Genomic DNA, 22,618 nt, shown 5'->3' with positions numbered 1-22,618 from the left:
CGAACGGGCCCCGACGAGATGCTTCTCAGACGCTCGGGATCGTGACCGCCTGCGCGCGGTTGGCGGCGCAGACCACGGCCCGCAGCGATGCGGTGACGATGTTCTCGTGGATGCCGATGCCCCACACGATCTCGCCGGCGATCTCGCACTCGACGTAGGCGGCCGCGGCGGCGTCACCGCCGGCAGAGAGCGCGTGCTCGGCGTAGTCGAGCACCCGGATCTCGGCGCCGGCGTCCTTGAGCGCGTCGACGAACGCTGCCACCGGGCCGTTGCCGACACCCTTGTAGGTGCGCACCTCGCCACGGACCCGCAGGTCGACGCTCTGCTCGTCGCCGCCCTCGGCGTCGGTGACCGACGACCAGCTCTCCAGGGCGTAGGGCTCCTCGCGCTCGAGGTATTCCGCGGAGAAGGCCGACCAGATGTTGTCGGCGCTGATCTCGCCGCCCTCGGTGTCGGTGTGCTGCTGGATCGCCCGGCTGAACTCGATCTGCGCGCGGCGCGGCAGGTCGAGCGAGTGCTCGGTCTTGAGCAGGTAGGACACGCCGCCCTTGCCCGACTGGCTGTTGACCCGGATGACGGCCTCGTAGGTGCGGCCGACGTCCTTGGGGTCGATGGGCAGGTAAGGCGCCTCCCACGGGATCTCGCCGACGTCCTTGCCCTGCTCGGCAGCCAGACGGTCGAGGTCCTCGAGGCCCTTCTTGATGGCGTCCTGGTGGGAGCCGGAGAAGGCGGTGTAGACGAGGTCGCCGGCGTAGGGGTGGCGCGGGTGCACCGAGATGTTGGTGACGTACTCGACGGTGCGGCGGATCTCGTCGATGCCGCCGCCCACGGTGAAGTCGATCTGCGGGTCGATGCCCTGGGAGAAGAGGTTCATGCCCAGGGTGACCAGGTCGACGTTGCCGGTGCGCTCACCGTGTCCGAACAGGCAGCCCTCGACGCGGTCGGCGCCGGCCATCAGGGCGAGCTCGGTGGCCGCGACCGCGGTGCCGCGGTCGTTGTGCGGGTGCAGGCTGATGGCGGAGTGCTCACGACGGGTCAGGCCGCGACCGAAGTATTCGATCTGGTCGGCGTAGGTGTTGGGGGTGGACATCTCGACCGTGGCGGGCAGGTTGAGGATGATCTCGCGACCGGCCTCCGGCTGCCATACGTCGGAGACCCGCTCGCAGATCTCCAGCGCGTAGTCGGTGTCGGTCTGGGTGAAGATCTCCGGGCTGTACTGGTAGCCGAACTTCTCGGTGCCGATCAGCTCCGGCATGTGCTCCTCGGCGTACTTCATCACCATCTCGGTGCCGCGCACCGCGATGCCGATGCACTCGGCAGGCGAGACGTGGAAGACCACCCGGCGGAACAGCTCGGCGGTGGCGTTGTAGAGGTGGATCGAGGCGCGCGGGGCGCCGGCCAGCGACTCCGCGGTGCGTGCGATGAGGTCTTCGCGTGCCTGGGTCAGCACCGAGATCTGTACGTCGTCGGGGATCCGATCCTCTTCGACGAGCTTGCGCACGAAGTCGAAGTCGGTCTGGCTCGCGCTCGGGAAGCCGACCTCGATCTCCTTGTAGCCCATGTCGACGAGCAGCTCGAACATCCGCAGCTTGCGGGCCGGTGTCATCGGGTCGATCAGGGCCTGGTTGCCGTCACGCAGGTCGGTCGAGAGCCAGCGCGGAGCCTTCGTGATCTTCTGCGCCGGCCAGGTGCGGTCGGGCACGTCGACGGGCACGAACGCGGTGTAGCGCTCGAAGGGCATCCCCGACGGCTTCTGCTGATTGCTGGAGTTGCTCAGGTTGGTCATGCGGAATCCTCGTCAGATGGGAGAGAGTGCCGGCGCACGTCGAACCTCCGCAGCGAGGGAGTCCGGCTTCTCAGACCCCGCTGCGGCAGCTAAGAAGGAGGCTGCGCAACATGACTCCGTCACCATAACAGAACGGTTACACGCACTCCCCCGCGGCCACCCGGCTTCTCGGATCGAGAGACGCCCGAGCAGAGGCGCCTCCCGAGTCTCGGCCGTACGCCTGGACGGGTGCTCACAGCCGACAACAATGGTTGGCTGTGAGCATGGCCAGCCTGCTGATCGTCCACCACTCCCCCACCCGCTCCCTGCAACGTCTGACGGACGCGGTCGTCTCGGGTGCCAACGATCCCGAGATCCACGGCGTCGACGTCGTCGTACGCCCCGCGCTGGAGGCCACCGCCGACGACGTCCTCGCCGCCGACGGCTACGTGCTCGGCACCAGCGCCAACTTCGGCTACATGTCGGGTGCGCTCAAGCACTTCTTCGACTCGACGTTCCTCGCCGTCGGTGGTGCGCTCGACCCTTCCGGGGGCGCGGGTGAGTCAGCGGGAGAGACCGCCAAACGCCCCTACGGCCTCTACGTCCACGGCCGCTACGACACCACCGGCGCCATCCGCTCGGTGCAGTCGATCGTCGGCGCGCTCGACTGGACCCAGGCCTACGACATCCTCGACGTCCTGGGGGACGTCGAGGATGCGCACGTCGAGGCCGCCTATGAGCTGGGCGCGACGCTTGCCGCAGTGATCACGGCCTGACCAGGACGATCGAGTTGTAGGCCGTCAGGTTCTTGTCCACGTAGTAGCCGGATCCCAGGAACCCCTCGCAGTCGCCGGTGCCGTCGTAACCCGTGCAGGTGCGCGCGGTCGCGCCGCCGGTCTGGTTGTTGTAGACCCGGTGGTCGCCGTGCTCGTTGGAGAGGTTGTGGGCACCGTAGGAGTAGTAGACGTGCTCCGGCATGTCGCCGTTCCACCCGGTGCCGGGGTAGACGCAGACCGCGCCCGAGGGGCAGCCGTGCGCCTGGGCGGTGACGTCCTTCGCCGCCTCCGCCTGGGCTGCCGGGGCGGATGCCAGCAGGGCGCCACCGGCGATGGCGACAGAGGCGAAACCGGTCATGGCCGCCCTCGTGATCACGGTGTTCATGGTGTCTCCTCATCTCACGTCCGGCCGAGCGGTTCGACCGGGGCGGATCATCCGCCACCACCGACTCCACCGTGTCGGGCTCACCCGAATCTGCACCGAGTCTCACCCGCTCCTCTCGCGGACGGGTCCCACTGGATTTCGGCTCGCGCATACCCCCGCAAGTAGAGTCGACCCCCGTGATCGGCCATACCCCGCGACGTACGACGTCCGTTGCTCTTCTGATCGTGGTGCTCGCCGCTCTCGCGCTGAGCGGGTGCGGCGGCGATCGGGCTGCCGCAGAGGGCGAAGACCCGAAGCAGGTCGACTCGACCGCGCTGCCCGAGGTGGGCAAGTGCCGCAACCTCAGCCACGACGACGTCTCCGAGGCCTACAACTTCGACAAGTACGTCCCGTGCGACGAGCCGCACAACGCCGAGACCTTCGGCGCCGGACCGCTGCCCGACGAGTTCAAGGACGCCGGCTACGGCGACGAGAAGGTCAACGAGTGGGCCTTCAGCCAGTGCCGCAAGCTGCTGGAGGACTACGTCGGCTCCGACCAGAGCCTGCTGATGCGCTCGATGCTCTCCCACGTCTACTTCGGCCCGTCGGAGAAGGCCTGGGACGAGGGCGCGCGCTGGATCCGCTGCGACGTGGTCGGCGGTGGCCAGCAGGGGGCGGAGTACGTCGACCTGCCGACCACCACCCGCAACCTCCTCAAGGTCAAGAAGGTCGAGGACATCGAGGACCGCTGGATGGTGTGCGCGACCGGCAAGACCGTGACCTCACCGAAGGTGCCGTGCTCGGACTCCCACAAGATGCGCGCGGTGACGACCATCAAGCTGGGCGAGGCCAAGGACAAGTTCCTGGGCGTGGAGGACTCCAAGAAGAAGGCGGCGCAATACTGCCGAGGCTCGGTTAACGCCTGGCTGGGCTACCCGGAAAGCTTCGAATACGGGTACACATGGTTTGGAGAGAAAGAGTGGAAAGCCGGCAACCGCTGGGCGATCTGCTGGGCGGCGACCAAGGAGTGAGCATGCGAGACACGCTGAAGCGGGGCCCGAAGCGATCGATGCCGCTCGGGGGATCTCTGGCCCTTGTCATCGTGGGGGCCCTGGCCCTCGCCGGCTGCGGAGGCGGTGAGCCCGACGCCGCGCCGTCACCCTCCTCGGCACCGCCGTCGGCATCGGCGTCCGCCGCACCCTCCCCCAAGGACGGCGCCTGCTACAACGTCAGCTACGACGAAGCCCTGGCCCCCACGGCCGGTGGCACCGCGGTGAGCTGCAAGGGCAAGCACACCACCCAGACGTACGCCGTCGGCCGGCTGAAGAACGTCGTCGACGGCCACCTCGTCGCGGTCGACTCCGAGCAGGTCGCGGCCCAGGTGGCGGCCTCGTGCCCGAAGAAGGTCACGAAGTATCTCGGCGGCAACGCCGACGACCTGCGGCTCTCGATGCTGCGACCGGTCTGGTTCACGCCGACGATCAAGGAGTCGGAGGCCGGCGCCAACTGGTTCCGCTGCGACATCATCGGCATCGCCGGGCCCAAGGCGCTGATGACGCTCAAGGGCAACATGCGCGGCGTGCTGGGCGACTCCGACACCGCCGAGCCGTTCCGGATGTGCGGCACCGCGTCGCCGAAGTCCGACTCGTTCAAGCGGGTGCCGTGCTCGCTGAAGCACTCCTGGCGGGCCCTGTCGGTCATCGATCTCGGCTCGGGCAAGTACCCCGGCGAGTCGAGGGTCAACCGCGCCGGCGCCGAGGACTGCAAGGCCGCCGCCGCCGAGGTCGCCGACGACCCGCTCAAGTACGAGTGGTCGTGGGAGTTCCCCAGCGCCGAGCAGTGGCAGGGCGGGCAGAGCTACGGCATCTGCTGGGCGCCGGCCTGATCCCTCAGGGGCCGATCCCTCACAGACTGATCCGGCTCAGAAGCCCAGCCGGCGCAGCTGGCGCGGGTCGCGCTGCCAGTCCTTGGCGATCTTGACGTGCAGGTCGAGATAGACCGGCATGCCGAGCAGCTCCTTGATCTGCAGCCGTGCCCGCTGCCCGACGTCCTTGAGCCGGGCTCCCCGGTGGCCGATCACGATGCCCTTCTGGGAGTCGCGCTCGACGTAGAGGAAGGCGTGCACGTCCATCAGCGGCTTGCCCTCCGGGCGGTCCTCCCGCAGGCGCATCTCCTCGACGACGACCGCGATGGAGTGCGGCAGCTCGTCGCGTACGCCCTCCAGGGCCGCCTCGCGGATCAGCTCGGCGACGATGATCTCCTCGGGAGAGTCGGTGAGCTCGCCGTCGGGATAGAGAGCCGGGCCCTCCGGGAGGAGCTTGATCAGCAGGTCGCCGAGGAGGTCGACCTGGTCGTCACCGACGCTGGAGACCGGCACGATCTCCGCCCACTCGATGCCGAGCTCCTCGCCGAGCTGCTGGATCGAGAGCAGGTGCTGCCCGATCTGCTCGGGGGTGGCGAGGTCGGTCTTGGTCGCCACCGCGACGCGTTTGATGCCCTTCTTGAGCTTGTTGGCGTTCTCGGCGATGCGACGGTCGCCGGGGCCGATCTTCTCGTTGGCCGGGAAGCAGATCGCGACCACGTCGACCTCGGTCCAGGTGGACTCGACCAGCTCGTTGAGCCGCTCGCCCAGGAGCGTGCGCGGCCGGTGGATGCCCGGGGTGTCGACGAGGATCAGCTGGCCGTCGGGGCGGTGCACGATGCCTCGGACCACGGTGCGCGTGGTCTGCGGCTTGTCGGAGGTGATCGCCACCTTGGTGCCGACCAGCGCGTTGGTCAGCGTGGACTTGCCCGCGTTGGGGCGTCCCACGAACGACACGAAGCCGCTCCGGAATGCAGCCTGGGTCTCCGGATCGGTCACTGTCGCTCCTGTTGCTCGTCGTATCGCTGCCAGATCTGCTCATCGGTGAGCCCCTGGGCCTTGCCCTCACGCCAGATCGGTCCGGGGTCGACCGCCCGCGGCTGCCGTTTCTGGCCGCCTCCGCGCCAGTAGCCCATCACGTCGTAGGCGTGGGAACCGAGCTTGCGCTCGCGCATCAGATGCTTGCGGATCGCCCGCATCTGGCTCGACTCCCCCGCCATCCAGAAGTAGCCGTCACCACCGGGCCAGTCGATCTTCTCCACGGCCGCGGCCAGGTCGGAGGAGGTCGCCGTGGGCGACGTCGACCAGACGACGTCGACGCTGTCGGGAAGATAGCCGGGCACGTCCTCGGGCACCTCGGCCCAGATCCGCGTGGGCAGCGTGGTCGTCTCGGCGATCCGCGCCATCGCGGGCATCGCGGTCAGGTCGCCGACCAGCAGCAGCCACTGCGCGGCGTCGGGGGCGGCGTAGGAGCCCTTGGGCTCGGTGATGGTGACCGTCTGCCCGACCGGGTCGGTGCGCATCGCCCACTCGGTGACCAGACCGACGTCGTGCACGACGATGTCGAGGGTCAGCTCGCCACCCTCCCAGGAGCGCACCGTGTAGTAGCGCGACTGGAACTGCCCCGGCACGATCAGCCCGACCCACTCGTCGGGGATCCCGGTCGAGGTGAACCCGGCCAGCCCCGCACCGCCGAGCACGAGACGGACGAGGTGGGGCGTGATCTGCTCGCGCCGCAGCACCTCCGCGGCGTACTGCTGGGCCTTGACACTCATCGTCGCGCAGTTTATCCGCGCCCGGCTCCGCCACCCGCATCACCGCGTCGGCGCCCGCCGTGATTGTCGAATTGGTCGTGACTCGTTCGTGGAGCAGGTGGATAGTCCTGTTCAGGCGAAGGAGACAGCCATGAAGACCTACAACCTTGCTGAGATGTACGGCGCGCCGACGATGTCCTGGGAGGAGGTGAGCGAGCGGCTGGAGGCGGGGTTCAACCAGGGGCCGGGCTCGCAGGAGGGGGAGCCGGGGCGCTACACGACCTGGGTGAGCACGATCAACGCCGACGGCGGGCCGCACGTGAACGCGGTGGGCGCGGTGTGGTTCGAGGGCTCGTTCTACCTCGTCACCGGGCCGACGACGCGGCGCGGTCGCAACCTCGACCGCGACCCGCGTTGCGCGGTCTCGCTCTCGGTGCGCGAGTTCGACCTCGTGGTCGAGGGGCGGGCGACGCGGGTGCTCGGCGACGAGCTCGCACGGGTCGCCAGGCGCTACCACGACGACGAGGGCTGGCCGGCCGAGGTCGACGAGTCGGGTGACGCCCTGACCGCGCCGTTCAGCGCCCAGAGCGCCGGCCCCGCGCCGTGGCACGTCCACCGGCTCGAGGCAACCTCGGCGCACGCGGTCCAGTGCGTCGAGCCGTACGCCGCGACCCGGTGGAGGTTCTGACATGGTCGACCTCTTCGCGGGCATCCCGGTGACGAGCATCGCCGCCGCCGTGACCTGGTACGAGAAGCTGCTCGGCGAGGTCGCGTTCTACCCGAACGACGTCGAGGCCGTCTTCGAGGCCGCCGAGCACCGTTACGTCTATGTCGAGCAGAAGCCGGAGATCGCCGGACACGGGTTCCTCACCCTCTTCGTCGACGATCTCGACGCCCGTCTTGCCACGATCGCGGATCGCGGGCTGCGGCCGGCCTCGGAGGAGACGTATGCGAACGGGGTGCGCAAGACCCTCTTCCGCGATCCAGACGGCAACGAGATCGGCATCGGAGGCGGCCCGGAGGCCGCCTGAGATGCCGACCCGTCAGAAGGTGTGCCGCAGGGGGTAGCCGGAGAGGCCGTCCACCGTCTTGGTGGCGAGCACGTGGTGGAGCTGGATGTTGTTGCGCTCGAAACCGATCCGAGAGCCGGCCATGTAGACACCCCAGACCTTGGCGGTGCCGAGACCGACCTCGTCGACGCACGCGTCCCAGTGCTCGACCAGGTTGTCGTTCCACCCGGTGAGCGTCTTGGCGTAGTGCACCCGGATGTTCTCGTGGTGCTGCACCTCGAGGCCGGTGTTCTCGATCGCGGACACGATGGTGCCCGAGCCGATCAGCTCGCCGTCGGGGAAGACGTAGCGGTCGATGAACGCCCCTGCGCTCGCCCGGGAGACGTTCTCCGGGCGGGTGATGCAGTGGTTGAGCAGGCGGCCGCCGTCACGGAGCTTGCCCTTGATGAACCCGAAGTAGGCCGGGTAGTTGGCCACGCCGATGTGCTCGGTCAGCCCGATCGAGCTGACCGCGTCGAAGTCACCCTCGGCCACGTCGCGGTAGTCGGAGTAACGCACCTCGGCGACGTCGTCGAGGCCGTCGGCCTTGATCGCCCTCTGCGCCCAGTTGGCCTGCTCGCGCGAGAGGGTCACGCCGAGCGCCTTCACCCCGTAGTGCTTGGCGGCGTGACGGACCATGCCGCCCCAGCCGCAGCCGATGTCGAGCAGCCGCATCCCGGGCTCGAGCCCGAGCTTGCGGCAGACCAGGTCGTACTTGGCGAACTGCGCCTCCTCGAGCGTGGCGTCGTCGGCCGGGTAGAGGGCGCAGGTGTAGGTCATCGACGGCCCGAGGACGTACTCGTAGAAGGTGTTGGAGACGTCGTAGTGGTGGTGGATCGCGTCGGCGTCGCGCTCGTGCGAGTGGCGCGTCCACGGCAGCGCGCCGAGCGCGCGACCGGAGAGATGGCGTACGGTCTCGGCCCGGTGCCGCCAGGCCGGCAGGTGCTCCTGCGGCGGCGGCTTCGGCGGCACGAAGCTCTTCACACCCATCGCGCGCACCAGCTCGACCAGCTCGCGGGGGCTGGGCCGAGCGAAGTCGGTCTTCTCCAGCACCAGCGAGAGGAGCGGGTAGGGGTCGCCCGGATGGATGCCGGTCAGGTCCATGTCGCCGTTGACGTAGGCACGAGCCAGGCCGAGGTCACCCGGCGCGGTCAGCAGGAACGCCAGGCCGCGCGGGTTGAGGATGTCCATCCCGTACGGCGAGTCCGGGTCACCCGAGACGCTGCCGTCGTAGGCGGTCAGCTTGATCGGCAACCCGCCGTCGAAGAGCCCGTTGATGGTGCCTGCGATGTTCTTGCCCGGAACGTGACTGCCTGGAATGTGGCTGTCTGGAACGTGACTGCCTTGACTCACAGCCTCTTCACCGCCTTGCTGTACAGATCGGTCAATCGGTCGCCGGGGTCATACCTCGCCTTCACGGCAGCGAGGTTGTCCCCGTCGTAGAGAGCGTTGAAGACATCCTTGTCGTAGAACGCCTCGGAGTAGAGCGATTTATGCCCGCCGAGCTCGTGGACCCGCGCCTCGATCGCGCGGTTCTTGGGGGCGTCGACCGCATCAGGGCCGACGTGCACGGTGCCCCAGAAGCCGACGTTGACGTAGGGGCGGTGGGCCTCGAGCGGGTAGGTCGGCCACTTCTCCCCGGCCTTCGTGCCCCGGGAGACCAGCGGGCACAGCCACACCGGCCGCATCCCGATCTCGGCGTCGAACCACTCCAGGAAGGCCGGGAGATTCTCCACCGGCACCTCGATGTCCTGGATGACCCGCTCCCGCAGCGGCCGGCCGGCGCGGGCGTCGAGCCTGTCGGCGATGCTGAACCTGCGGTCGAGGCCGATCAGCTTCATGTAGACGTCGGAGCGGCGCAGCCGGCGCGGCCAGAGGCGGCGGACGTACTTGTTCTGCGCGCCGAAGGCGCCCGAGCACCAGAACCAGTCGGTGTCCCAGCGCCACAGGTAGTCGTAGGTCGTCAGCAGGTCGGTCTCGCGCTCCTGGATCGAGCGGTAGTAGATCTGCTGACCGCCGTAGTCGGACGGGTTGCCGTAGGGGCGCTCGGTCCAGGTGGCCAGGGTCAGGTAGTACTCCCCCGGCTCGAAGGCGACGCCGTCGAGCGCGTCGACGGCGACCTCGTCGTACGTGCCCGACTCGGTGATCTGCGCGATCGTCTTCGCGAGCAGATCGGGGTCGTCGAAACGGATGTGGCGCAGCGCGACGTGGCCGGGCACCTTCTCCAGCTTGATCTTGAGCCGGGTGGCGTAGCCGAGGGACCCGTATGAGTTGGGGAAGGTCTCGAAGAGCTCGCGGTGCTCGTTGTCGGGCGATGCGGTGACGACCTGACCCGTGCCGGTGAGGATGTCCATCTCCAGCACCGACTCGTGGGGCATGCCGTTGCGGAAGCTGGTCGCCTCGATGCCCATCCCGGTCACCGCACCACCGAGCGTGATGGTGCGCAACTGGGGCACGACGTAGGGGATCATCCCGTAGGCCAAGGTGACGTCGACCAGGTCCTCGTAGGTGCACATGCCCTGTACGTCGGCGGTGCCCGCCTGCGGATCGACCTCGATCACGCCGCCGAGGCCGGAGACGTCGAGACCGGGTGCGCTGGTCTCGGCGCGGGCCCTGAAGAGGTTGGTGGTGCGTTTGGCGAGTCTGACCGGGGCCCCGTCGGGGATCTCGGCGTAGGAGGCCGTCAGTCGTTTGACGGCCTCGTCGTGCACTTCCCAGCCAGTCTCACTCGTCACCCGATCGACTTTACTCGCCCGCTGGACATCCGGTTTCGATTTTTCGGGTAGTTCGCTTACAGTCGCAAGCTCCGACGCCTCTGTGTCGGGCTCCCCCACCTCGTGCACCCTGGAGGGTCTTCATGTCCAGTGCTGCCCATCGCGACGCTGTGTCCACACTTGCGGAGAAGGCATCGCCCTACTTCACCGAGAACCAGGTCAAGTGGCGCAACAAGGCCGTCTCGCAGGCCCGGCTCGCGCTGGCGATCGATCAGATCGTCGTGCACATGCGTGAGAAGGGCGTCGACATGGCCACCATGAACGGCCTCACCGCCTACCGCGACGAGGACGGGATCCACGTCACGATCGAGCTCGGCACCCTCCCGCTCGTCGCCGACACCGGCGGCCACCGGGCCGCTCGCTGAGCCGGCAGCCGTCTAACGGAGGTTGCCCCGCGGGTCACCGACCAGGACCAGCACGTCCTCGCCCGCGAACTCCTTGACGGCGGCCAGATCCTCGGCGGCCGGCTGATCGGAGTCGCCGAGCACGACGACGGCCTCGAGCCCCTTCGACCCGGAGGCGACGGCCATCGCCACGCAGACGCCGATCGCCGAGATCTGGAGCGCGGCCAGATCCACGGTGGCGGCGGCGTAGGTGCGGCCGTCGAGATCGCGTACGGCTGCGCCTTCGGCCGCTCCGGTGCGGGCTCGCGTCGCGCGGGCCAGCGTCACCAGCTTGCGGTCCTCGGCCGAGAGCTCACTCTGCTCGGGCATGGGCCTCCTTCATCCTGTCCTTGACCCGGTCGTGGGTCCTGTCGTCGGCCTTGTCGTCTGACCTGTCCGGCTTCTCGCGCTGCTCGTCGCCGCCGTCGTGGCTCGCGGTCTCCGACTCGGCCTCGACCGGAGCCACGACACTGATGCGTACGGTGCCGATCTTGTTGCGCCGCCCCGCCGACTCCTCGGCCTCGAAGTGGAGGCCGTAGGCGTCGACGTCGGATCCGGGGATCGGCACCAGGCCGAGGTGCTTGGCCATCAGGCCGCGTACGGAGTCGACGTCGTCCTCCTCGACGGGGAACCCGATCAGCTCCTCGAGGTCGCTGACCAGGAAGCGCGCGGGCACCCGCCAGGAGCCGTCGCCGAGATGGAGGGGTTCGCGATCCTCGACATCGTATTCGTCGGTGATCTCGCCGACGATCTCCTCCAAGATGTCCTCGATGGTGACCAGCCCGGCGGTGCCGCCATACTCGTCGACGACGACGGCGATGTGCTGACGGTGCTGCTGCATCTCGGCGAGCAGCTCGTCGACGGGCTTGGAGTCGGGCACCCAGGTGGGCTTGCGCATCAGCGACTCGACGCGCTGGGTGGTCTCGACCTCGGGCGCCTCGAAGTCACGGGCGACGACGTCCTTGAGGTAGACCATGCCGATGATGTCGTCGAGGCTGTCGTCGATGACCGGCATCCGGGAGAAGCCGGAGCGCAGGAAGAGCGAGAGCGCCTGACGCAGGGTCTTGCGTCGGTCGAGGAAGACGATGTCGCCACGGGGCACCATCACCTCGCGGGCGCTGGTGTCGCCGAGCTCGAAGACGGAGTGGATCATCCGGCGCTCGTCGGCCTCGATCAGGTCGGAGGCCTCGGCGATGTCGACCAGCTCACGCAGCTCGGTCTCCGTGGAGAACGGGCCCTTGCGGAAACCCTTGCCCGGGGTGAGCGCGTTGCCGAGCATGATCAGCAGGGTCGGGATCGGGCCCAGCACCGTGGTGATCATGCCGATCGGGCCGGCGACCGCGAGGGCGATGCCCTCGTGGTGCTGGCGGCCCAGCGTGCGCGGACCGACGCCGATGACCACGAAGGAGACCACCGTCATCGTGGCGGTGGTGGTGAGCACGGTCGGCCACCAGCGCCCCTGGTAGGTGTCGTAGGCCCACAGCGCGGCCAGCACGGTCGCGCCGATCTCGCACAGCATCCGCAGCAGCAGCACCGTGTTGACGTAGCGGGCGGGGTCGTCGACCACCGCCACCAGGCGCTTGGCGCCGGCGCGGCCCTCGGCGACCAGCTCGCCCGCCCGTGCGCGCGAGAACGCGCTGAGCGCTGCGTCGGCGGCCGAGAAGATGCCGGCGATGAGGACCAGAACTGCGGCTGCGATCAGCAGCCTCGCATCGTCCATGAGTGTTTAGACCGACTCCTACTCGGGTGCTCTGGCTGCGGATCCCCAGCTCTGCAGGAGCTTGGCCTGCAGGGCGAACATCTCGGTGTGCTCGTCGGGGTCCACGTGGTCGTAGCCGAGCAGGTGGAGGATGCCGTGTGTGGTCAGCAGCTCGATCTCCGCGACGGTGCCGTGGCCGGCCTCCTCGCCCTGCTTGGCGGCGATCGTCGGGGCGATGATGATGTCGCCCAGGTCGCCCTCCTCCGGCTCCTCGTCGAGTCGGCCGGGGAGGAGCTCGTCACCGGGGAACGAGAGCACGTCGGTCGGGCCCTCGGTGTCGAAGTAGCGCTCGTTGAGCTCGGTGATGGTGGCCTCGTCGCCGAACTTGATCCGCAGATCGGCCTGCGGGTGCACCCGCAGCTCCTCGAGCAGGTGACGAGCCAGCTTGGCGACGTGCTCGACGTCGATCTCCTGCTCGGACTCGTTGATGATCTCGGTGCTCATCGCGGGCTCAGCGACCCTCTCCCGAGGCGCGTTCGGGCTGCGCCTGGCTGCGGGCGTCGTGGTCCTCGTAGGCGGCGACGATCTTGGCGACCAGGCGGTGGCGTACGACGTCGTGGCTGGTCAGGTTGTTGAAGCTGATGTCCTTGACGTCCTCGAGGATGCCCTCGACGACCCGGAGGCCCGACTTCTGGCCTGAGGGGAGGTCGGTCTGGGTCGCGTCGCCGGTGACCACGATCTTGGAGCCGAAGCCGAGGCGGGTCAGGAACATCTTCATCTGCTCGGGCGTCGTGTTCTGCGCCTCGTCGAGGATGATGAAGGAGTCGTTGAGGCTTCGCCCGCGCAGGAACGCGAGCGGCGCGACCTCGATGGTGCCGCTCGCCATCAGCTTGGGGATCAGCTCGGGGTCCATCATGTCGTGGAGCGCGTCGTAGAGCGGGCGCAGGTAGGGGTCGATCTTCTCGGTCAGCGTGCCGGGCAGGAAGCCCAGCTTCTCGCCGGCCTCCACCGCGGGCCGGGACAGGATGATCCGGTTGACCTGCTTGGACTGCAGCGCCTGCACGGCCTTGGCGACCGCGAGATAGGTCTTTCCGGTGCCGGCCGGGCCGATGCCGAAGGTGACCGTGTGGTTGTCGATCGCGTCGACGTAACGCTTCTGGTTGAGCGTCTTGGGACGGATGCTGCGACCGCGGTTGGAGAGGATGTTGAGGCTCAGCACGTCGGCGGGCTTCTCCGTCGTGTCTGCCTGGAGCATGCCGATCACACGCTCGACGGTCTCGCCGCTCACGCCCTGGCCGGTGCGGATGATCTGCACCAGCTCCTCCAGCAGCCGCTCGATCATGGCGATCTCGCTGGGCTCGCCGATCAGGCTGACCCGGTTGCCACGCACGTGCACGTCGGCGTCGAAGTGTGCCTCGATGATGCCGAGATGCTCATCGGCCGGGCCCAGCAGGGTGACCATGTCGACGCTGTTGGGAACGACGACGGTGTGCTTGGTGGTCGCGGAGTCGTTCGGGAGCGGACTTGGGTGTCGATCGGTCATGGATGCCCGGGCGGGCCCTTTCTGGTCACGAGGCTGGTGCTATCCATCGTACGCGGCGCGCGGGCCCGGCTCCTACTGGCTAGTTCGCCCGCGGCCGCCGTCGATCTTCAGCCGGCCAGCAGGGCCTCGACCCGAGCGGTCTCCTCGGCCAGCTCGTCGCGCTCGTCGGGGGTGAGGTCGCGCAGCATCTTCTGCACGACGACCTCTCCGTCGACCGGTTTCCAGAGCCCGACGAGGTGGCCTCCGGCGAGGATGACAGCGCCGCCACGGGCGATGCCCCACTCCTTGCGGGTGCCCTTGGCGGTGATCCGCTCGCGGTTGGCGTGGGCGAGCCAAAGGTTGTCGTAGGTGCCGAGCAACCGCACCGGCGCGTGCTCCTCGCCTGTGGCGATCGGGGCGTCAGGCACGTCGTAGAGGGTCTTGCCGGCCTCGTCGCGATAGGTCACCAGGCCGTCGATCCGTTTGATGACCGGACCGAGACGAGTCAGCGACGACCAGGCGGTGATGTCGGCGGCGGTCGCCGGCCCGAAGGCGCGCAGGAAGCGGCGTACGATCTCGGGCGCCAGGCTCGGCACCACATCCTCGACCTCCACCGGGGAGACGCCGGTCCAGCGGGGCAGCAGGTCGTAGACCAGGCCGCCGGACCCCTTCCACAGCCCCCGGGGCGGCAGCTGCACCAGCGGCAGCTCGTTGCGCGCGCGCAGCCCCAGCGCCTTGGCGGGCACACCCGGGAAGTGGTCGACCAGGCCTGCCTCGAGGGCGGCGTTGGGCAGGGCGCCGAGGGCCAGCACGTCTTCGGTCGCCTCCACGAAACCGGGCAGCTGCGCGGCCGGGCGGATGATCTCGACCCGCTGGGTGTAGTAGTCGTGCACCGGCTGGGTCCAGGCCCTGATCAGCGCGGCGTCGGCGGCGGTGTGCATGTGGATCGTCGAGCGCAGCGAGGAGAGCCGGACGAGCTCGCTCGCCTCGAGCTGAGCGCTGAGCGCGTACGGATCGAGCGACTCCAGCCGGGCCGCGAGAGCGAAGAACGGTGGCAGCTGGTCCTGCGCCTGGAGGCCGACCAGGTGCTCGATCATCTCGGCCGGTGTCATCGCGACCCGTGAGAGCAGGTGCTGGCGCAGCAGGAGCGTCCGGTTGAGCCGGCGTTCGGTGAGGATCACGGTAGTGATGATCTCCTACTCGACCGTGATCTTCGCGCCGACCTCCTCTGCGGGCTTGCCCTCGCCGTCGGAGGTGTCGTCGGTGCGGGCGATGAAGGTGTAGGTGCCCGGCTCGAGCCCGGAGACGTCGACGGTCGTCGACCACGGGTAGAGCTTGTCCATCCAGCCGTCGGCCGTGGCCGCGCCGTCGAGGACCGCCTTGCCCGTGGAGTCCTGGATCTCCCACGGCACGTTCGCCTCGGGCGAGTTGGCCTTGCCCGAGGCCTCGAAGGTGTCGGCCACCTTCGCACCCTCGGCCGGCGTCGCCAGCGTGATCAGCTCGGCCGTACGCGGCGGGGTGCTGACCTGGGCGGACGGCTTCTCCGAGGGCGCAGCGGAGGCGTCCGGATCCTCGGCGACCGCGCCGTCGCTGCCGCAGCCGGCCGCCCCGGCCAGCACCCCGACCATCGCGATCGCGGCCAACCGGCGCCCGTGAACCGTAGGTGTGCTCCTCATGCGTCCATCGTCACGCTCCACCCCGTCACGAGAAACCCACCACGCCGGGCAGGCCGTTCCCGATCGTGAAACGTCGCCGGCCGACGTCTCGTGACGGGTCAGGCCCAGCGCAGGGTGCGCGCCAGGAGAGCCGCGGTGGCGGCGACGCCGGCGGTGGAGGTGCGCAGCACCTCGGCGCCGAGGCGGACGGTGGTGGCGCCGGCCTTCTCGAAACCGGCGACCTCGTCGTCGCTCAGGCCGCCTTCGGGGCCGACGACGACCAGGATGGTGCCCTCGTCGGTGACCGGGACCGCGCCGAGCGGGAGGGTGCCGTCCTCGTGGAGCACGACGGCGACGTCGGCGGCTTCGATCATGGCCACGACGGCATCGGTGGTGGCCAGCGGCTCGACCTCGGGGTGCCACAGCCGGCGGGACTGCTTGGCGGCCTCCCGAGCGGTGGCCCGCCACTTGCCGAGTGACTTCGCCGCGCGCTCGCCCTTCCAGACCGCGACCGAGCGCGACGCCGCCCACGGGACGATGCGGGCGACGCCGATCTCGGTGAGCATCTCGACGGCGAGCTCGCCGCGGTCGCCCTTGGGCAGCGCCTGGACGACCGTGATCGCGGGAGCGGGTGGCGCGTCGGCGAGGATGACGTCGTCGACGCGTACGGTCATCGACCTCTTGGTGGTCTCCGAGATCGTGCCGGTGATGCCGGCGCCGGCGCCGTCGGTGAGCATGACCTCCTCGCCGAGACGGAGCCGTCGCACGACGACCGCGTGATGACCCTCGTCACCGCTCACCTCGACCTCGTCGCCGACACGGGCGTCGGCGAGCGAGTCGACGATGTGAACAGGCAGCGTCATGTCGCTACCTCCGTAGCGCGAGCGCAAGAACACGGAGATAGCGACATGACCGACCGAATGTTCGCTCGCTGGCGCTCGATCATGACATCAGTGCCCGTTGAGGGTGTCCTTGAACCAGGAGAAGACGCCGCCCTTGTGGGCTGCCTTGAGCTGGCCCTGGGTGGCCTCCTCACCGCGCATCTCGGCGAGCTGGCGCAGCAGCGCCTCCTGCTCGAGGTCGAGCTTGGTGGGGGTCTCCACGCTGATGGTCACGACCAGGTCGCCGCGACCGCCACGAAGCCCGGGCACGCCGCGGCCACGCAGCACGTGGTCGGTGCCGGACTGGGTGCCGGGGCGGAGCTCGATCTGGATCGAGGCGTCGTCGGCGTCGACCAGGTCGGAGCCGTCCTTGGCGAGGTCGGCCTCCAGGGTCGGCAGGTTGAGCGTGGTGCCCAGGGCCGCCGCCGTCATCGGCACCTTCGCGGTGCACTGCAGGTCGTTGCCGCGGCGGGTGAAGGTGGCGTGCTTGGCGACGTGGATCTCGACGTAGAGGTCACCGGCGGGGCCGCCGCCGGGGCCGATCTCGCCCTGCTCGGCGAGCTGCACCCGGGTGCCGTCGTCGACGCCCGGCGGGATCTTGACGGTCAGGGTGCGGTGCGAGCGCACGCGCCCCTCGCCACCGCAGTCGCGGCACGGGTCGGGGATGACCGTGCCGAAGCCGTTGCAGGCCGAGCACGGACGCAGCGTGCGGATCTCGCCCAGGAAGGAGCGCTGCACGACCGCGACCTCGCCCTGGCCGTGGCAGGTCTCGCACGGCACCGGGCGGGAGCCCTCCGCGGCACCGTCACCGTCGCAGGTGTCGCACACGACGGCGGTGTCGACCTTGAGGTCACGGGTGACGCCGAACGCGGCCTCGGCCAGCTCGATGTCGAGACGGATCAGGGCATCCTGCCCGCGGCGTACGCGGGGACGGGGGCCGCGGCCGGCGCCACCGGTGCCCGCACCGGCGCCGCCGAAGAAGGCGTCCATGATGTCGGTGAACGAGAAGCCGGCGCCCTGGGCACCGAAGCCGCCGGCGAACGGGTCGCCGCCGCGGTCGAACGCGGCCCGCTTCTGCGGGTCGCTCAGCACCTCGTAGGCGTGGGAGATCTCCTTGAATTTCTCCTGCGACTCGGCGTCGGGGTTGACGTCGGGGTGATATTGGCGCGCCAGTTTCCGGTAGGCCTTCTTGATCGCCACGTCGTCGGCGTCGCGGTCGACACCGAGGAGCTCATAGGGGTCCAACGTCACTCTTCCTGCCATCGAAATCAGTTCCTGCTCAGGTCGTCAAAGGGTTCGGGGGCCTGCTCAGGCCTCGTCGAGGATCCGGGAGAGGTAGCGCGCGACCGCGCGCACCGCTGCCATGGATCCGGGGTAGTCCATCCGGGTCGGCCCGACCACGCCCAGCGTGGCCAGGGCCTCGTCACCAGGTCCGTAGCCGGTCGCGACCACGCTGGTCTGCGACAGCTCCTGGTAGGGGCCTTCGGCGCCGATGCGCACGGTCACCAGGCCGCCGGCGGTGGCCTCCCCCATCAGCTTCAGGAGGATGACGTGCTCCTCGAGGGCCTCCAGCAGCGGACGTACGGCGGTGTCGAAGCTGTCGCCGAAACGGGCCAGGTTGCTGGTGCCGCCGATGGAGATCCGCTCGTCGGAGCGGTGGTCGTTCATCGCCTCGATCAGCGACTCGGCGATCGCGGCGGCGAGAGCGTCCTGCGGGGCATCGGCCGCGGGCCGGGCGATCGCGCTCAGCGCTTCGCCCGCGTCGGCGATGATCGCCCCGGAGACAGCGGTGTTCATCTGCGCGCGCAGCCGGGCCAGGGTCTCCTCGGAGATCTCCTCGGCGACCTCCAGGATCCGCTGCTCGACGCGGCCGGTGCTGAGGATGACGACGATCAGGAGCCTGGTCGGCGCCAGCGCGACGAGCTCCACGTGGCGTACGGTCGAGCGGCTCAGGGTGGGGTATTGCACCACCGCGACCTGGCGGGTCAGCTGGGAGAGCAGCCGGGTCGAACGGCTGACGACGTCGTCGAGGTCGACGGCACCGTCGAGGAAGCCGGCGATGGCACGCTTCTCGGCCGAGGTCATCGGCTTGACCGTGGTCAGCCGGTCGACGAAGAGGCGGTAGCCCTTGTCGGTGGGCACGCGGCCGGCGCTGGTGTGGGGCGCGGTGATGTAGCCCTCCTCCTCCAGCGCGGCCATGTCGTTGCGCACTGTCGCCGGGGAGACGCCCAGACCGTGTCGTTCGACCAGCGCCTTGGAGCCGACCGGCTCCTCGGTCTTGACGTAGTCCTCGACGATCGCCCGGAGGACGGAGAGCCTGCGTTCGTTCTGCATCCGCGCTCCTTTCCTACCCCGGGTCCGCTGCCAGACCTTGGGTCGCCTGGCACTCATTCCGTGCGAGTGCCAATCCTACCGGTTCACCGGCAGGGAGCCAGTTCCGGCGGTCGTTCCGCGACCCGGAACGCCGCCAGGCGGCGAGATGGCATCGAAATCGTGACAGAGAACACATCTCTCGCCATCGAGACACCCTTAGGTTAGGCTGACCTTAGAGAAACTGATTCAACGCTTTCGCCCCACTGGAGAGTCCCATGATTGCTGACGATCGACTGGCCCGCATCACGGACCACGCGAACGACGAGCACCAGGCCGACCTGTGCCACACCCTCGCGGCACGCCTGGGCCTGCGCCCGCGGCACATCGTGGGCGTACGCCTCTCCAACCTCACCTCCGAGAGCGTCGAGGTCTCCTGGATCACCCTCGACGGCGGCCACCACGCGACCTTCCGGTTCCCGGCGACCGCCACGACCCCCGACGAGGTGCTCGAGCAGCTCGGCCGGGTGCTGACCGGCTCGCTGTACTGATCTGCGCACGCGGCGTGGCTGCGTGCCCCCGAGGGTGTCGGTCACTACCCTCACCCGGATGAGCGATCGCTACGGCTCCGACGTCCTTGCCGGCGACTGGCGCAAGCCCAAGAACGGGCGCGCCGTCGAGACCCCCGCAGAGCTGGGCGCGGTGGTGGAGGAGGTCGAGACCGACTTCGTCGGCGAGATCGTCCGGATCGACCGCGACCTGCACACGCTGACGCTGGAGGACAGGCGCGGCAAGCGGCGTACGTTTCCGCTCGGTCCCGGCTTCTGGCTGGAGGGCAAGCCGGTCATCCTCACTCCCCCGGTGACGCGCACGGCTCCGGCCAAGCCGGCCAAGACCGCCTCGGGGTCGGTCGCGGTCTCAGGCGTGAAGGCCCGGGTCGCGCGCGAGTCGCGGATCTTCGTCGAGGGGCGTCACGACGCCGAGCTGGTCGAGAAGATCTGGGGCGACGACCTGCGGATCGAGGGCGTCGTCGTGGAATACCTCGGCGGCGTCGACGACCTCGCCGACCACCTGGTCTCCTTCCGGCCGGGCCCGCAGCGACGTGTCGGCGTGCTGGTCGACCACCTGGTCAAGGGCTCCAAGGAGGCCCGGATCGCGGACTCCATCAGGCGCTCCGCGGTCGGCAAGGACGTGCTGATCGTCGGCCACCCGTTCATCGACGTGTGGCAGGCGGTCAAGCCGGATCGGCTCGGGCTGGAGAAGTGGCCATCGGTGCCGCGCTCGATCGAGTGGAAGAAGGGCATCTGCCAGCACATGGGCTGGCCCCACCGCGACCAGGCCGACATCGCGAGGGCGTGGAAGCACATCCTCTCCCGGGTCTCCTCCTTCGGAGACCTCGAGCCCGCCCTGCTCGGGCGGGTCGAGGAGCTGATCGACTTCGTGACGGTGGATCAGTAACCAGCACGCTTGGGCATGATGATCCACAGCACGATGTAGACGATGAACTGCGGTCCGGGCAGCAGGCAGGAGATCACGAAGGCCAGCCGGATCAGGTTGGCGTCGATGCCGAAGCGGTCACCGAGGCCGGCACAGACACCGGCGATCCATTTGTTGTCGGACGGACGAGAAAGAGTTGTGGTAGCCATGGCTCCACACTGCCCTGCCTGAGGCTCTTTACCAATCAGGAACTCCCCTGATCCTGCGATCAGGACCAACGTCCCGTCCTCAGGGCCTCTCAGGGCGTCTCATTGCCTCTCATGGCTTCAGGGCAGCAGGTCTCGGACCACGGCGTCGGCGAGGAGCCGGCCGGTGTCGGTGAGGACGATCGTGCCGTCGGCGACGGTGACCAGGCCGCGGCTCACCTGCCCGGGAAGGGCGGCGCGGCCCTCGTCGTCGAGCACCTCGACCCGCAGCCCGTCGGCGAGGCGGAGCTCGAGGAGGACGCGCTCGACGCGCCGGTCCTCCGCGGCCAGGATCTCGCGGGCGTGGGCCGGGCTGAGGCCGTCGTTGATGCGATCGGCGTAGGCCTTGGGGTGCTTGACGTTCCACCACCTGGTGCCGCCGACGTGGCTGTGGGCGCCGGGGCCGACACCCCACCAGTCGCCGCCTTGCCAGTAGAGCATGTTGTGGCGGCAGCGCTGGGTGGCGTCGGTGGCCCAGTTGGAGACTTCGTACCAGGTCAGGCCGTGTTTCCGCAGGGCGGCGTCGGCCAGCTCGTACTTGTCGGCGAGGTCGTCCTCGTCGGGCATCTCGAGCTCGCCCCGCCGGACTCGCCGGGCCAGCGCGGTGCCGTCCTCGACGATCAGGGAGTACGCCGAGATGTGGTCGGGGTCGCTCGCCAGAGCGGTCTCGAGGCTCGTGCGCCAGTCGTCGATCGACTCGCCCGGGGTGCCGTAGATGAGATCGAGGGAGACCTGCTCGAAACCGGCCTGCCGTGCCCACTCGACGACCTGCGGCACCCGCTCGGGGTCATGGGTGCGGTCGAGGGTCTCGAGCACGTGGGGAACGGCCGACTGCATCCCGAAGCTGAGCCGGGTGAACCCGCCCTCGCGCAGGGCGCGCAGGTAGTCGAGGTCGACCGAGTCGGGGTTGGCCTCGGTGGTCACCTCCACGTCGTCGGCGAGGCCGAACTCGTCCCTGATCGCGCCGAGGACGCCCGTAAGGTCCTGCGCCGGGAGGAGCGTCGGCGTGCCGCCGCCGAAGAAGACGGTGTCGACCTGCTTCTCGCGCTCACCCAGCACGCGGCGGGCCAGCCTGACCTCCTCGATGGCCTGGTCGGCGTACGTCGTGCGGCTCACGCCCTCGCCGAGCTCGATCGCGGTGTAGGTGTTGAAGTCGCAGTAGCCGCATCTGACCGTGCAGAACGGGACGTGGACGTAGAAGCCCAGCCCCTTCTCCCCCAGGGTGCTCAGCGAGTCGGCCGGCAGTGTTCCGTCGGCGGGGGCGGGGTCACCGGGAGGCAGAGCAGAAGGCACCCGTCCATTATCGAGCCAGCCGGCGAAATGGGTTAACCGCGCCTGGGGTGGGGGTGGCAAGATCCGGGTGTGTCCGTCTCCCAGCCAGACCTCCTCGATGACGTCCTCGACAACCCGGCCTGGCACTCGCTGACCGGTGCGCACGCAACGCTTGCCGAAGGCTCGGGGCTCGGGCGGCGCTACCGGCCCGACGTGTCGATCTTCGCCGCGGTCTCCGACCCGCACGAGCCGCAGGCGTGGCGGGATCTGGCCGGGGTCGTCGGCCCCGGAGGTACGGCGCTGATCACCGGCGCGGGTGGCGTCTGCAGCGAGGGGTGGTCGCGGGTCGGCGGCGGCGAAGGGGTGCAGCTCGTCGAGACGTCACGCGTCACGGCGGCACCCGATCCGGAGGCGATCGTGCTCGGCGACGCCGACGTGCCCGAGATGCTCGATCTCGTCGCTCGCACCGAGCCCGGACCGTTCGAGACCTCGACCCACACGATGGGTACGTATCTGGGGCTGCGTCACGAAGGCCGCCTCGTCGCGATGGCCGGCCAGCGGATGCACCCCGGCGGATGGGTCGAGATCAGCGCCGTCTGCACCGCCCCCGAAGCCCGCGGGCGCGGCCTCGCGAGCCGTCTGGTCGGTGCGATCACCGCCGACATCCACGCCCGCGGCTCGCGGGCGCTGCTCCACGCCTCGGTCACCAACACCAGCGCCATCTCGGTCTACCTGGGTCTCGGCTTCGAGCTGCGGCGGCGTACGACCTTCGAGCTCTTCCGCGCACCCCTCTGACCCTGTCTCGTCGAGGCGTCAGGTCTGCAGGTCGAGGCGTCAGGTCTGCAGGTCGAGGCGTCAGGTCTGCAGGTCG

At 69.2% G+C, this 22,618-nt stretch carries 26 protein-coding genes; 9 read left to right on the top strand and 17 right to left on the bottom strand.

Going from position 1 to position 22,618, the window contains the following annotated elements:
* Positions 1 to 25 precede the first annotated feature (25 nt).
* Positions 26 to 1,786, bottom strand: a complete 1,761-nt coding sequence (leuA, locus tag FB381_RS08065; RefSeq protein ID WP_141779805.1) for a 2-isopropylmalate synthase — start codon at positions 1,784 to 1,786, stop codon at positions 26 to 28.
* Positions 1,787 to 2,049: 263 nt separating this feature from the next.
* On the opposite strand from leuA, the gene FB381_RS08060 reads away from it, so the two are divergent.
* Positions 2,050 to 2,541, top strand: coding sequence for a flavodoxin family protein (locus FB381_RS08060; RefSeq protein WP_141779804.1), 492 nt, complete (start codon positions 2,050 to 2,052; stop codon positions 2,539 to 2,541).
* Here FB381_RS08060 and FB381_RS08055 read toward each other — a convergent pair.
* Positions 2,531 to 2,926 (bottom strand): hypothetical protein, encoded by a 396-nt coding sequence (locus tag FB381_RS08055; RefSeq protein ID WP_211352358.1) that lies wholly within the window; start codon positions 2,924 to 2,926, stop codon positions 2,531 to 2,533. The two genes, FB381_RS08060 and FB381_RS08055, sit on opposite strands and share 11 nt — an antisense overlap.
* A 176-nt stretch (positions 2,927 to 3,102) precedes the next feature.
* Here FB381_RS08055 and FB381_RS08050 point away from each other — a divergent pair, with 176 nt between their 5' ends.
* Together FB381_RS08050 and FB381_RS08045 are read left to right on the top strand one after the other, a co-directional pair.
* Positions 3,103 to 3,936 carry a septum formation family protein gene (locus FB381_RS08050; RefSeq protein ID WP_141779803.1) on the top strand — a complete coding sequence of 278 codons (834 nt, stop codon included), beginning with the start codon at positions 3,103 to 3,105 and terminating at the stop codon, positions 3,934 to 3,936.
* A gap of 2 nt (positions 3,937 to 3,938) precedes the next feature.
* A complete protein-coding gene (locus FB381_RS08045) occupies positions 3,939 to 4,790 on the top strand; it encodes a septum formation family protein (protein ID WP_246088017.1) in 852 nt (283 codons plus the stop codon).
* A 36-nt stretch (positions 4,791 to 4,826) separates the two neighbouring features.
* On the opposite strand, the gene era is transcribed toward FB381_RS08045, so the two are convergent.
* The gene (gene era, locus FB381_RS08040; RefSeq protein ID WP_141779802.1) at positions 4,827 to 5,765 is read right to left on the bottom strand and encodes a GTPase Era; all 939 of its coding nucleotides are present in this window, start codon (positions 5,763 to 5,765) and stop codon (positions 4,827 to 4,829) included.
* Positions 5,762 to 6,541: a siderophore-interacting protein gene (locus FB381_RS08035; RefSeq protein ID WP_141779801.1), complete on the bottom strand. Its 780-nt coding sequence runs from the start codon at positions 6,539 to 6,541 to the stop codon at positions 5,762 to 5,764. Before FB381_RS08035 ends, era begins: the two co-directional genes overlap by 4 nt.
* Before the next feature lie 130 nt (positions 6,542 to 6,671).
* On the opposite strand from FB381_RS08035, the gene FB381_RS08030 reads away from it, so the two are divergent.
* Complete coding sequence (locus FB381_RS08030) at positions 6,672 to 7,208, top strand: pyridoxamine 5'-phosphate oxidase family protein (protein ID WP_141779800.1); 537 nt, start codon at positions 6,672 to 6,674, stop codon at positions 7,206 to 7,208.
* 1 nt (position 7,209) lies between these two features.
* Complete coding sequence (locus tag FB381_RS08025; protein WP_141779799.1) at positions 7,210 to 7,551, top strand: VOC family protein; 342 nt, start codon at positions 7,210 to 7,212, stop codon at positions 7,549 to 7,551.
* Positions 7,552 to 7,563: 12 nt separating this feature from the next.
* On the opposite strand, the gene FB381_RS08020 is transcribed toward FB381_RS08025, so the two are convergent.
* Positions 7,564 to 8,922: a class I SAM-dependent methyltransferase gene (locus FB381_RS08020; protein WP_246088016.1), complete on the bottom strand. Its 1,359-nt coding sequence runs from the start codon at positions 8,920 to 8,922 to the stop codon at positions 7,564 to 7,566.
* The gene (locus FB381_RS08015; RefSeq protein ID WP_141779798.1) at positions 8,919 to 10,304 is read right to left on the bottom strand and encodes an FAD-binding oxidoreductase; all 1,386 of its coding nucleotides are present in this window, start codon (positions 10,302 to 10,304) and stop codon (positions 8,919 to 8,921) included. The genes FB381_RS08020 and FB381_RS08015 overlap by 4 nt, the downstream gene beginning before the upstream one ends.
* A 149-nt stretch (positions 10,305 to 10,453) precedes the next feature.
* On the opposite strand from FB381_RS08015, the gene FB381_RS08010 reads away from it, so the two are divergent.
* Positions 10,454 to 10,708 carry a hypothetical protein gene (locus FB381_RS08010; RefSeq protein WP_246088015.1) on the top strand — a complete coding sequence of 85 codons (255 nt, stop codon included), beginning with the start codon at positions 10,454 to 10,456 and terminating at the stop codon, positions 10,706 to 10,708.
* 12 nt (positions 10,709 to 10,720) lie between these two features.
* On the opposite strand, the gene FB381_RS08005 is transcribed toward FB381_RS08010, so the two are convergent.
* The 9 genes from FB381_RS08005 to hrcA all read right to left on the bottom strand — a co-directional run bounded on the left by FB381_RS08005 (position 10,721) and on the right by hrcA (position 18,817).
* Positions 10,721 to 11,056 (bottom strand): cytidine/deoxycytidylate deaminase family protein, encoded by a 336-nt coding sequence (locus tag FB381_RS08005; protein WP_141779796.1) that lies wholly within the window; start codon positions 11,054 to 11,056, stop codon positions 10,721 to 10,723.
* A complete protein-coding gene (locus FB381_RS08000; protein WP_170225093.1) occupies positions 11,040 to 12,446 on the bottom strand; it encodes a hemolysin family protein in 1,407 nt (468 codons plus the stop codon). Before FB381_RS08000 ends, FB381_RS08005 begins: the two co-directional genes overlap by 17 nt.
* A gap of 18 nt (positions 12,447 to 12,464) precedes the next feature.
* Positions 12,465 to 12,929, bottom strand: a complete 465-nt coding sequence (gene ybeY, locus FB381_RS07995) for an rRNA maturation RNase YbeY (protein WP_141779795.1) — start codon at positions 12,927 to 12,929, stop codon at positions 12,465 to 12,467.
* A 7-nt stretch (positions 12,930 to 12,936) separates the two neighbouring features.
* A complete protein-coding gene (locus tag FB381_RS07990; RefSeq protein ID WP_141779794.1) occupies positions 12,937 to 13,968 on the bottom strand; it encodes a PhoH family protein in 1,032 nt (343 codons plus the stop codon).
* 107 nt (positions 13,969 to 14,075) lie between these two features.
* The gene (locus FB381_RS07985; protein ID WP_141779793.1) at positions 14,076 to 15,128 is read right to left on the bottom strand and encodes a winged helix DNA-binding domain-containing protein; all 1,053 of its coding nucleotides are present in this window, start codon (positions 15,126 to 15,128) and stop codon (positions 14,076 to 14,078) included.
* A gap of 15 nt (positions 15,129 to 15,143) precedes the next feature.
* Complete coding sequence (locus FB381_RS07980; RefSeq protein WP_141779792.1) at positions 15,144 to 15,623, bottom strand: Gmad2 immunoglobulin-like domain-containing protein; 480 nt, start codon at positions 15,621 to 15,623, stop codon at positions 15,144 to 15,146.
* Positions 15,624 to 15,721: 98 nt separating this feature from the next.
* The gene (locus FB381_RS07975) at positions 15,722 to 16,465 is read right to left on the bottom strand and encodes a 16S rRNA (uracil(1498)-N(3))-methyltransferase (protein WP_141779791.1); all 744 of its coding nucleotides are present in this window, start codon (positions 16,463 to 16,465) and stop codon (positions 15,722 to 15,724) included.
* 87 nt (positions 16,466 to 16,552) lie between these two features.
* Positions 16,553 to 17,746, bottom strand: coding sequence for a molecular chaperone DnaJ (gene dnaJ, locus FB381_RS07970; protein ID WP_211352357.1), 1,194 nt, complete (start codon positions 17,744 to 17,746; stop codon positions 16,553 to 16,555).
* 45 nt (positions 17,747 to 17,791) lie between these two features.
* Positions 17,792 to 18,817, bottom strand: coding sequence for a heat-inducible transcriptional repressor HrcA (gene hrcA, locus FB381_RS07965; RefSeq protein WP_141779790.1), 1,026 nt, complete (start codon positions 18,815 to 18,817; stop codon positions 17,792 to 17,794).
* Between the two features lie 254 nt (positions 18,818 to 19,071).
* Here hrcA and FB381_RS07960 point away from each other — a divergent pair, with 254 nt between their 5' ends.
* Both FB381_RS07960 and FB381_RS07955 read left to right on the top strand, forming a co-directional pair.
* Positions 19,072 to 19,344, top strand: a complete 273-nt coding sequence (locus tag FB381_RS07960) for a hypothetical protein (protein ID WP_141779789.1) — start codon at positions 19,072 to 19,074, stop codon at positions 19,342 to 19,344.
* 58 nt (positions 19,345 to 19,402) lie between these two features.
* Entirely contained in the window at positions 19,403 to 20,251 is an 849-nt protein-coding gene (locus tag FB381_RS07955) for a DUF3097 domain-containing protein (protein ID WP_141779788.1), read from the top strand.
* Here the strand turns inward: FB381_RS07955 and FB381_RS07950 are convergent.
* Entirely contained in the window at positions 20,245 to 20,439 is a 195-nt protein-coding gene (locus tag FB381_RS07950; RefSeq protein WP_141779787.1) for a PspC domain-containing protein, read from the bottom strand. The two genes, FB381_RS07955 and FB381_RS07950, sit on opposite strands and share 7 nt — an antisense overlap.
* Positions 20,440 to 20,556: 117 nt before the next feature.
* Complete coding sequence (hemW, locus tag FB381_RS07945) at positions 20,557 to 21,768, bottom strand: radical SAM family heme chaperone HemW (RefSeq protein ID WP_141779786.1); 1,212 nt, start codon at positions 21,766 to 21,768, stop codon at positions 20,557 to 20,559.
* Positions 21,769 to 21,837: 69 nt separating this feature from the next.
* Between hemW and FB381_RS07940 the strand changes: the two genes are divergently transcribed.
* Positions 21,838 to 22,542, top strand: a complete 705-nt coding sequence (locus tag FB381_RS07940) for a GNAT family N-acetyltransferase (protein WP_141779785.1) — start codon at positions 21,838 to 21,840, stop codon at positions 22,540 to 22,542.
* Positions 22,543 to 22,618: the final 76 nt, after the last annotated feature.

It is taken from the genome of Nocardioides albertanoniae (assembly GCF_006716315.1).
In the GTDB taxonomy this organism is placed as follows: Bacteria; Actinomycetota; Actinomycetes; order Propionibacteriales; family Nocardioidaceae; genus Nocardioides; species Nocardioides albertanoniae.
The sequence above is the reverse complement of the archived record's forward strand: the minus strand, read 5'-3'. Positions and strand labels throughout refer to the sequence as shown.

Excerpts from the sequence above, each read along its gene's own strand:
- leuA (WP_141779805.1), bottom strand. The coding sequence starts at position 1,786 with ATGACCAACCTGAGCAACTCCAGCAATCAGCAGAAGCCGTCGGGGATG.
- FB381_RS07960 (WP_141779789.1), top strand. The coding sequence starts at position 19,072 with ATGATTGCTGACGATCGACTGGCCCGCATCACGGACCACGCGAACGAC.
- FB381_RS08000 (WP_170225093.1), bottom strand. The coding sequence starts at position 12,446 with ATGGACGATGCGAGGCTGCTGATCGCAGCCGCAGTTCTGGTCCTCATC.
- FB381_RS08035 (WP_141779801.1), bottom strand. The coding sequence starts at position 6,541 with ATGAGTGTCAAGGCCCAGCAGTACGCCGCGGAGGTGCTGCGGCGCGAG.
- FB381_RS08045 (WP_246088017.1), top strand. The coding sequence starts at position 3,939 with ATGCGAGACACGCTGAAGCGGGGCCCGAAGCGATCGATGCCGCTCGGG.
- FB381_RS07975 (WP_141779791.1), bottom strand. The coding sequence starts at position 16,465 with ATGACGCTGCCTGTTCACATCGTCGACTCGCTCGCCGACGCCCGTGTC.
- ybeY (WP_141779795.1), bottom strand. The coding sequence starts at position 12,929 with ATGAGCACCGAGATCATCAACGAGTCCGAGCAGGAGATCGACGTCGAG.
- FB381_RS08005 (WP_141779796.1), bottom strand. The coding sequence starts at position 11,056 with ATGCCCGAGCAGAGTGAGCTCTCGGCCGAGGACCGCAAGCTGGTGACG.
- FB381_RS08030 (WP_141779800.1), top strand. The coding sequence starts at position 6,672 with ATGAAGACCTACAACCTTGCTGAGATGTACGGCGCGCCGACGATGTCC.
- FB381_RS08025 (WP_141779799.1), top strand. The coding sequence starts at position 7,210 with ATGGTCGACCTCTTCGCGGGCATCCCGGTGACGAGCATCGCCGCCGCC.
- FB381_RS08055 (WP_211352358.1), bottom strand. The coding sequence starts at position 2,926 with ATGAACACCGTGATCACGAGGGCGGCCATGACCGGTTTCGCCTCTGTC.
- FB381_RS08060 (WP_141779804.1), top strand. The coding sequence starts at position 2,050 with ATGGCCAGCCTGCTGATCGTCCACCACTCCCCCACCCGCTCCCTGCAA.
- dnaJ (WP_211352357.1), bottom strand. The coding sequence starts at position 17,746 with ATGGCAGGAAGAGTGACGTTGGACCCCTATGAGCTCCTCGGTGTCGAC.
- FB381_RS07990 (WP_141779794.1), bottom strand. The coding sequence starts at position 13,968 with ATGACCGATCGACACCCAAGTCCGCTCCCGAACGACTCCGCGACCACC.
- FB381_RS07955 (WP_141779788.1), top strand. The coding sequence starts at position 19,403 with ATGAGCGATCGCTACGGCTCCGACGTCCTTGCCGGCGACTGGCGCAAG.
- FB381_RS07980 (WP_141779792.1), bottom strand. The coding sequence starts at position 15,623 with ATGAGGAGCACACCTACGGTTCACGGGCGCCGGTTGGCCGCGATCGCG.
- FB381_RS07950 (WP_141779787.1), bottom strand. The coding sequence starts at position 20,439 with ATGGCTACCACAACTCTTTCTCGTCCGTCCGACAACAAATGGATCGCC.
- hrcA (WP_141779790.1), bottom strand. The coding sequence starts at position 18,817 with ATGCAGAACGAACGCAGGCTCTCCGTCCTCCGGGCGATCGTCGAGGAC.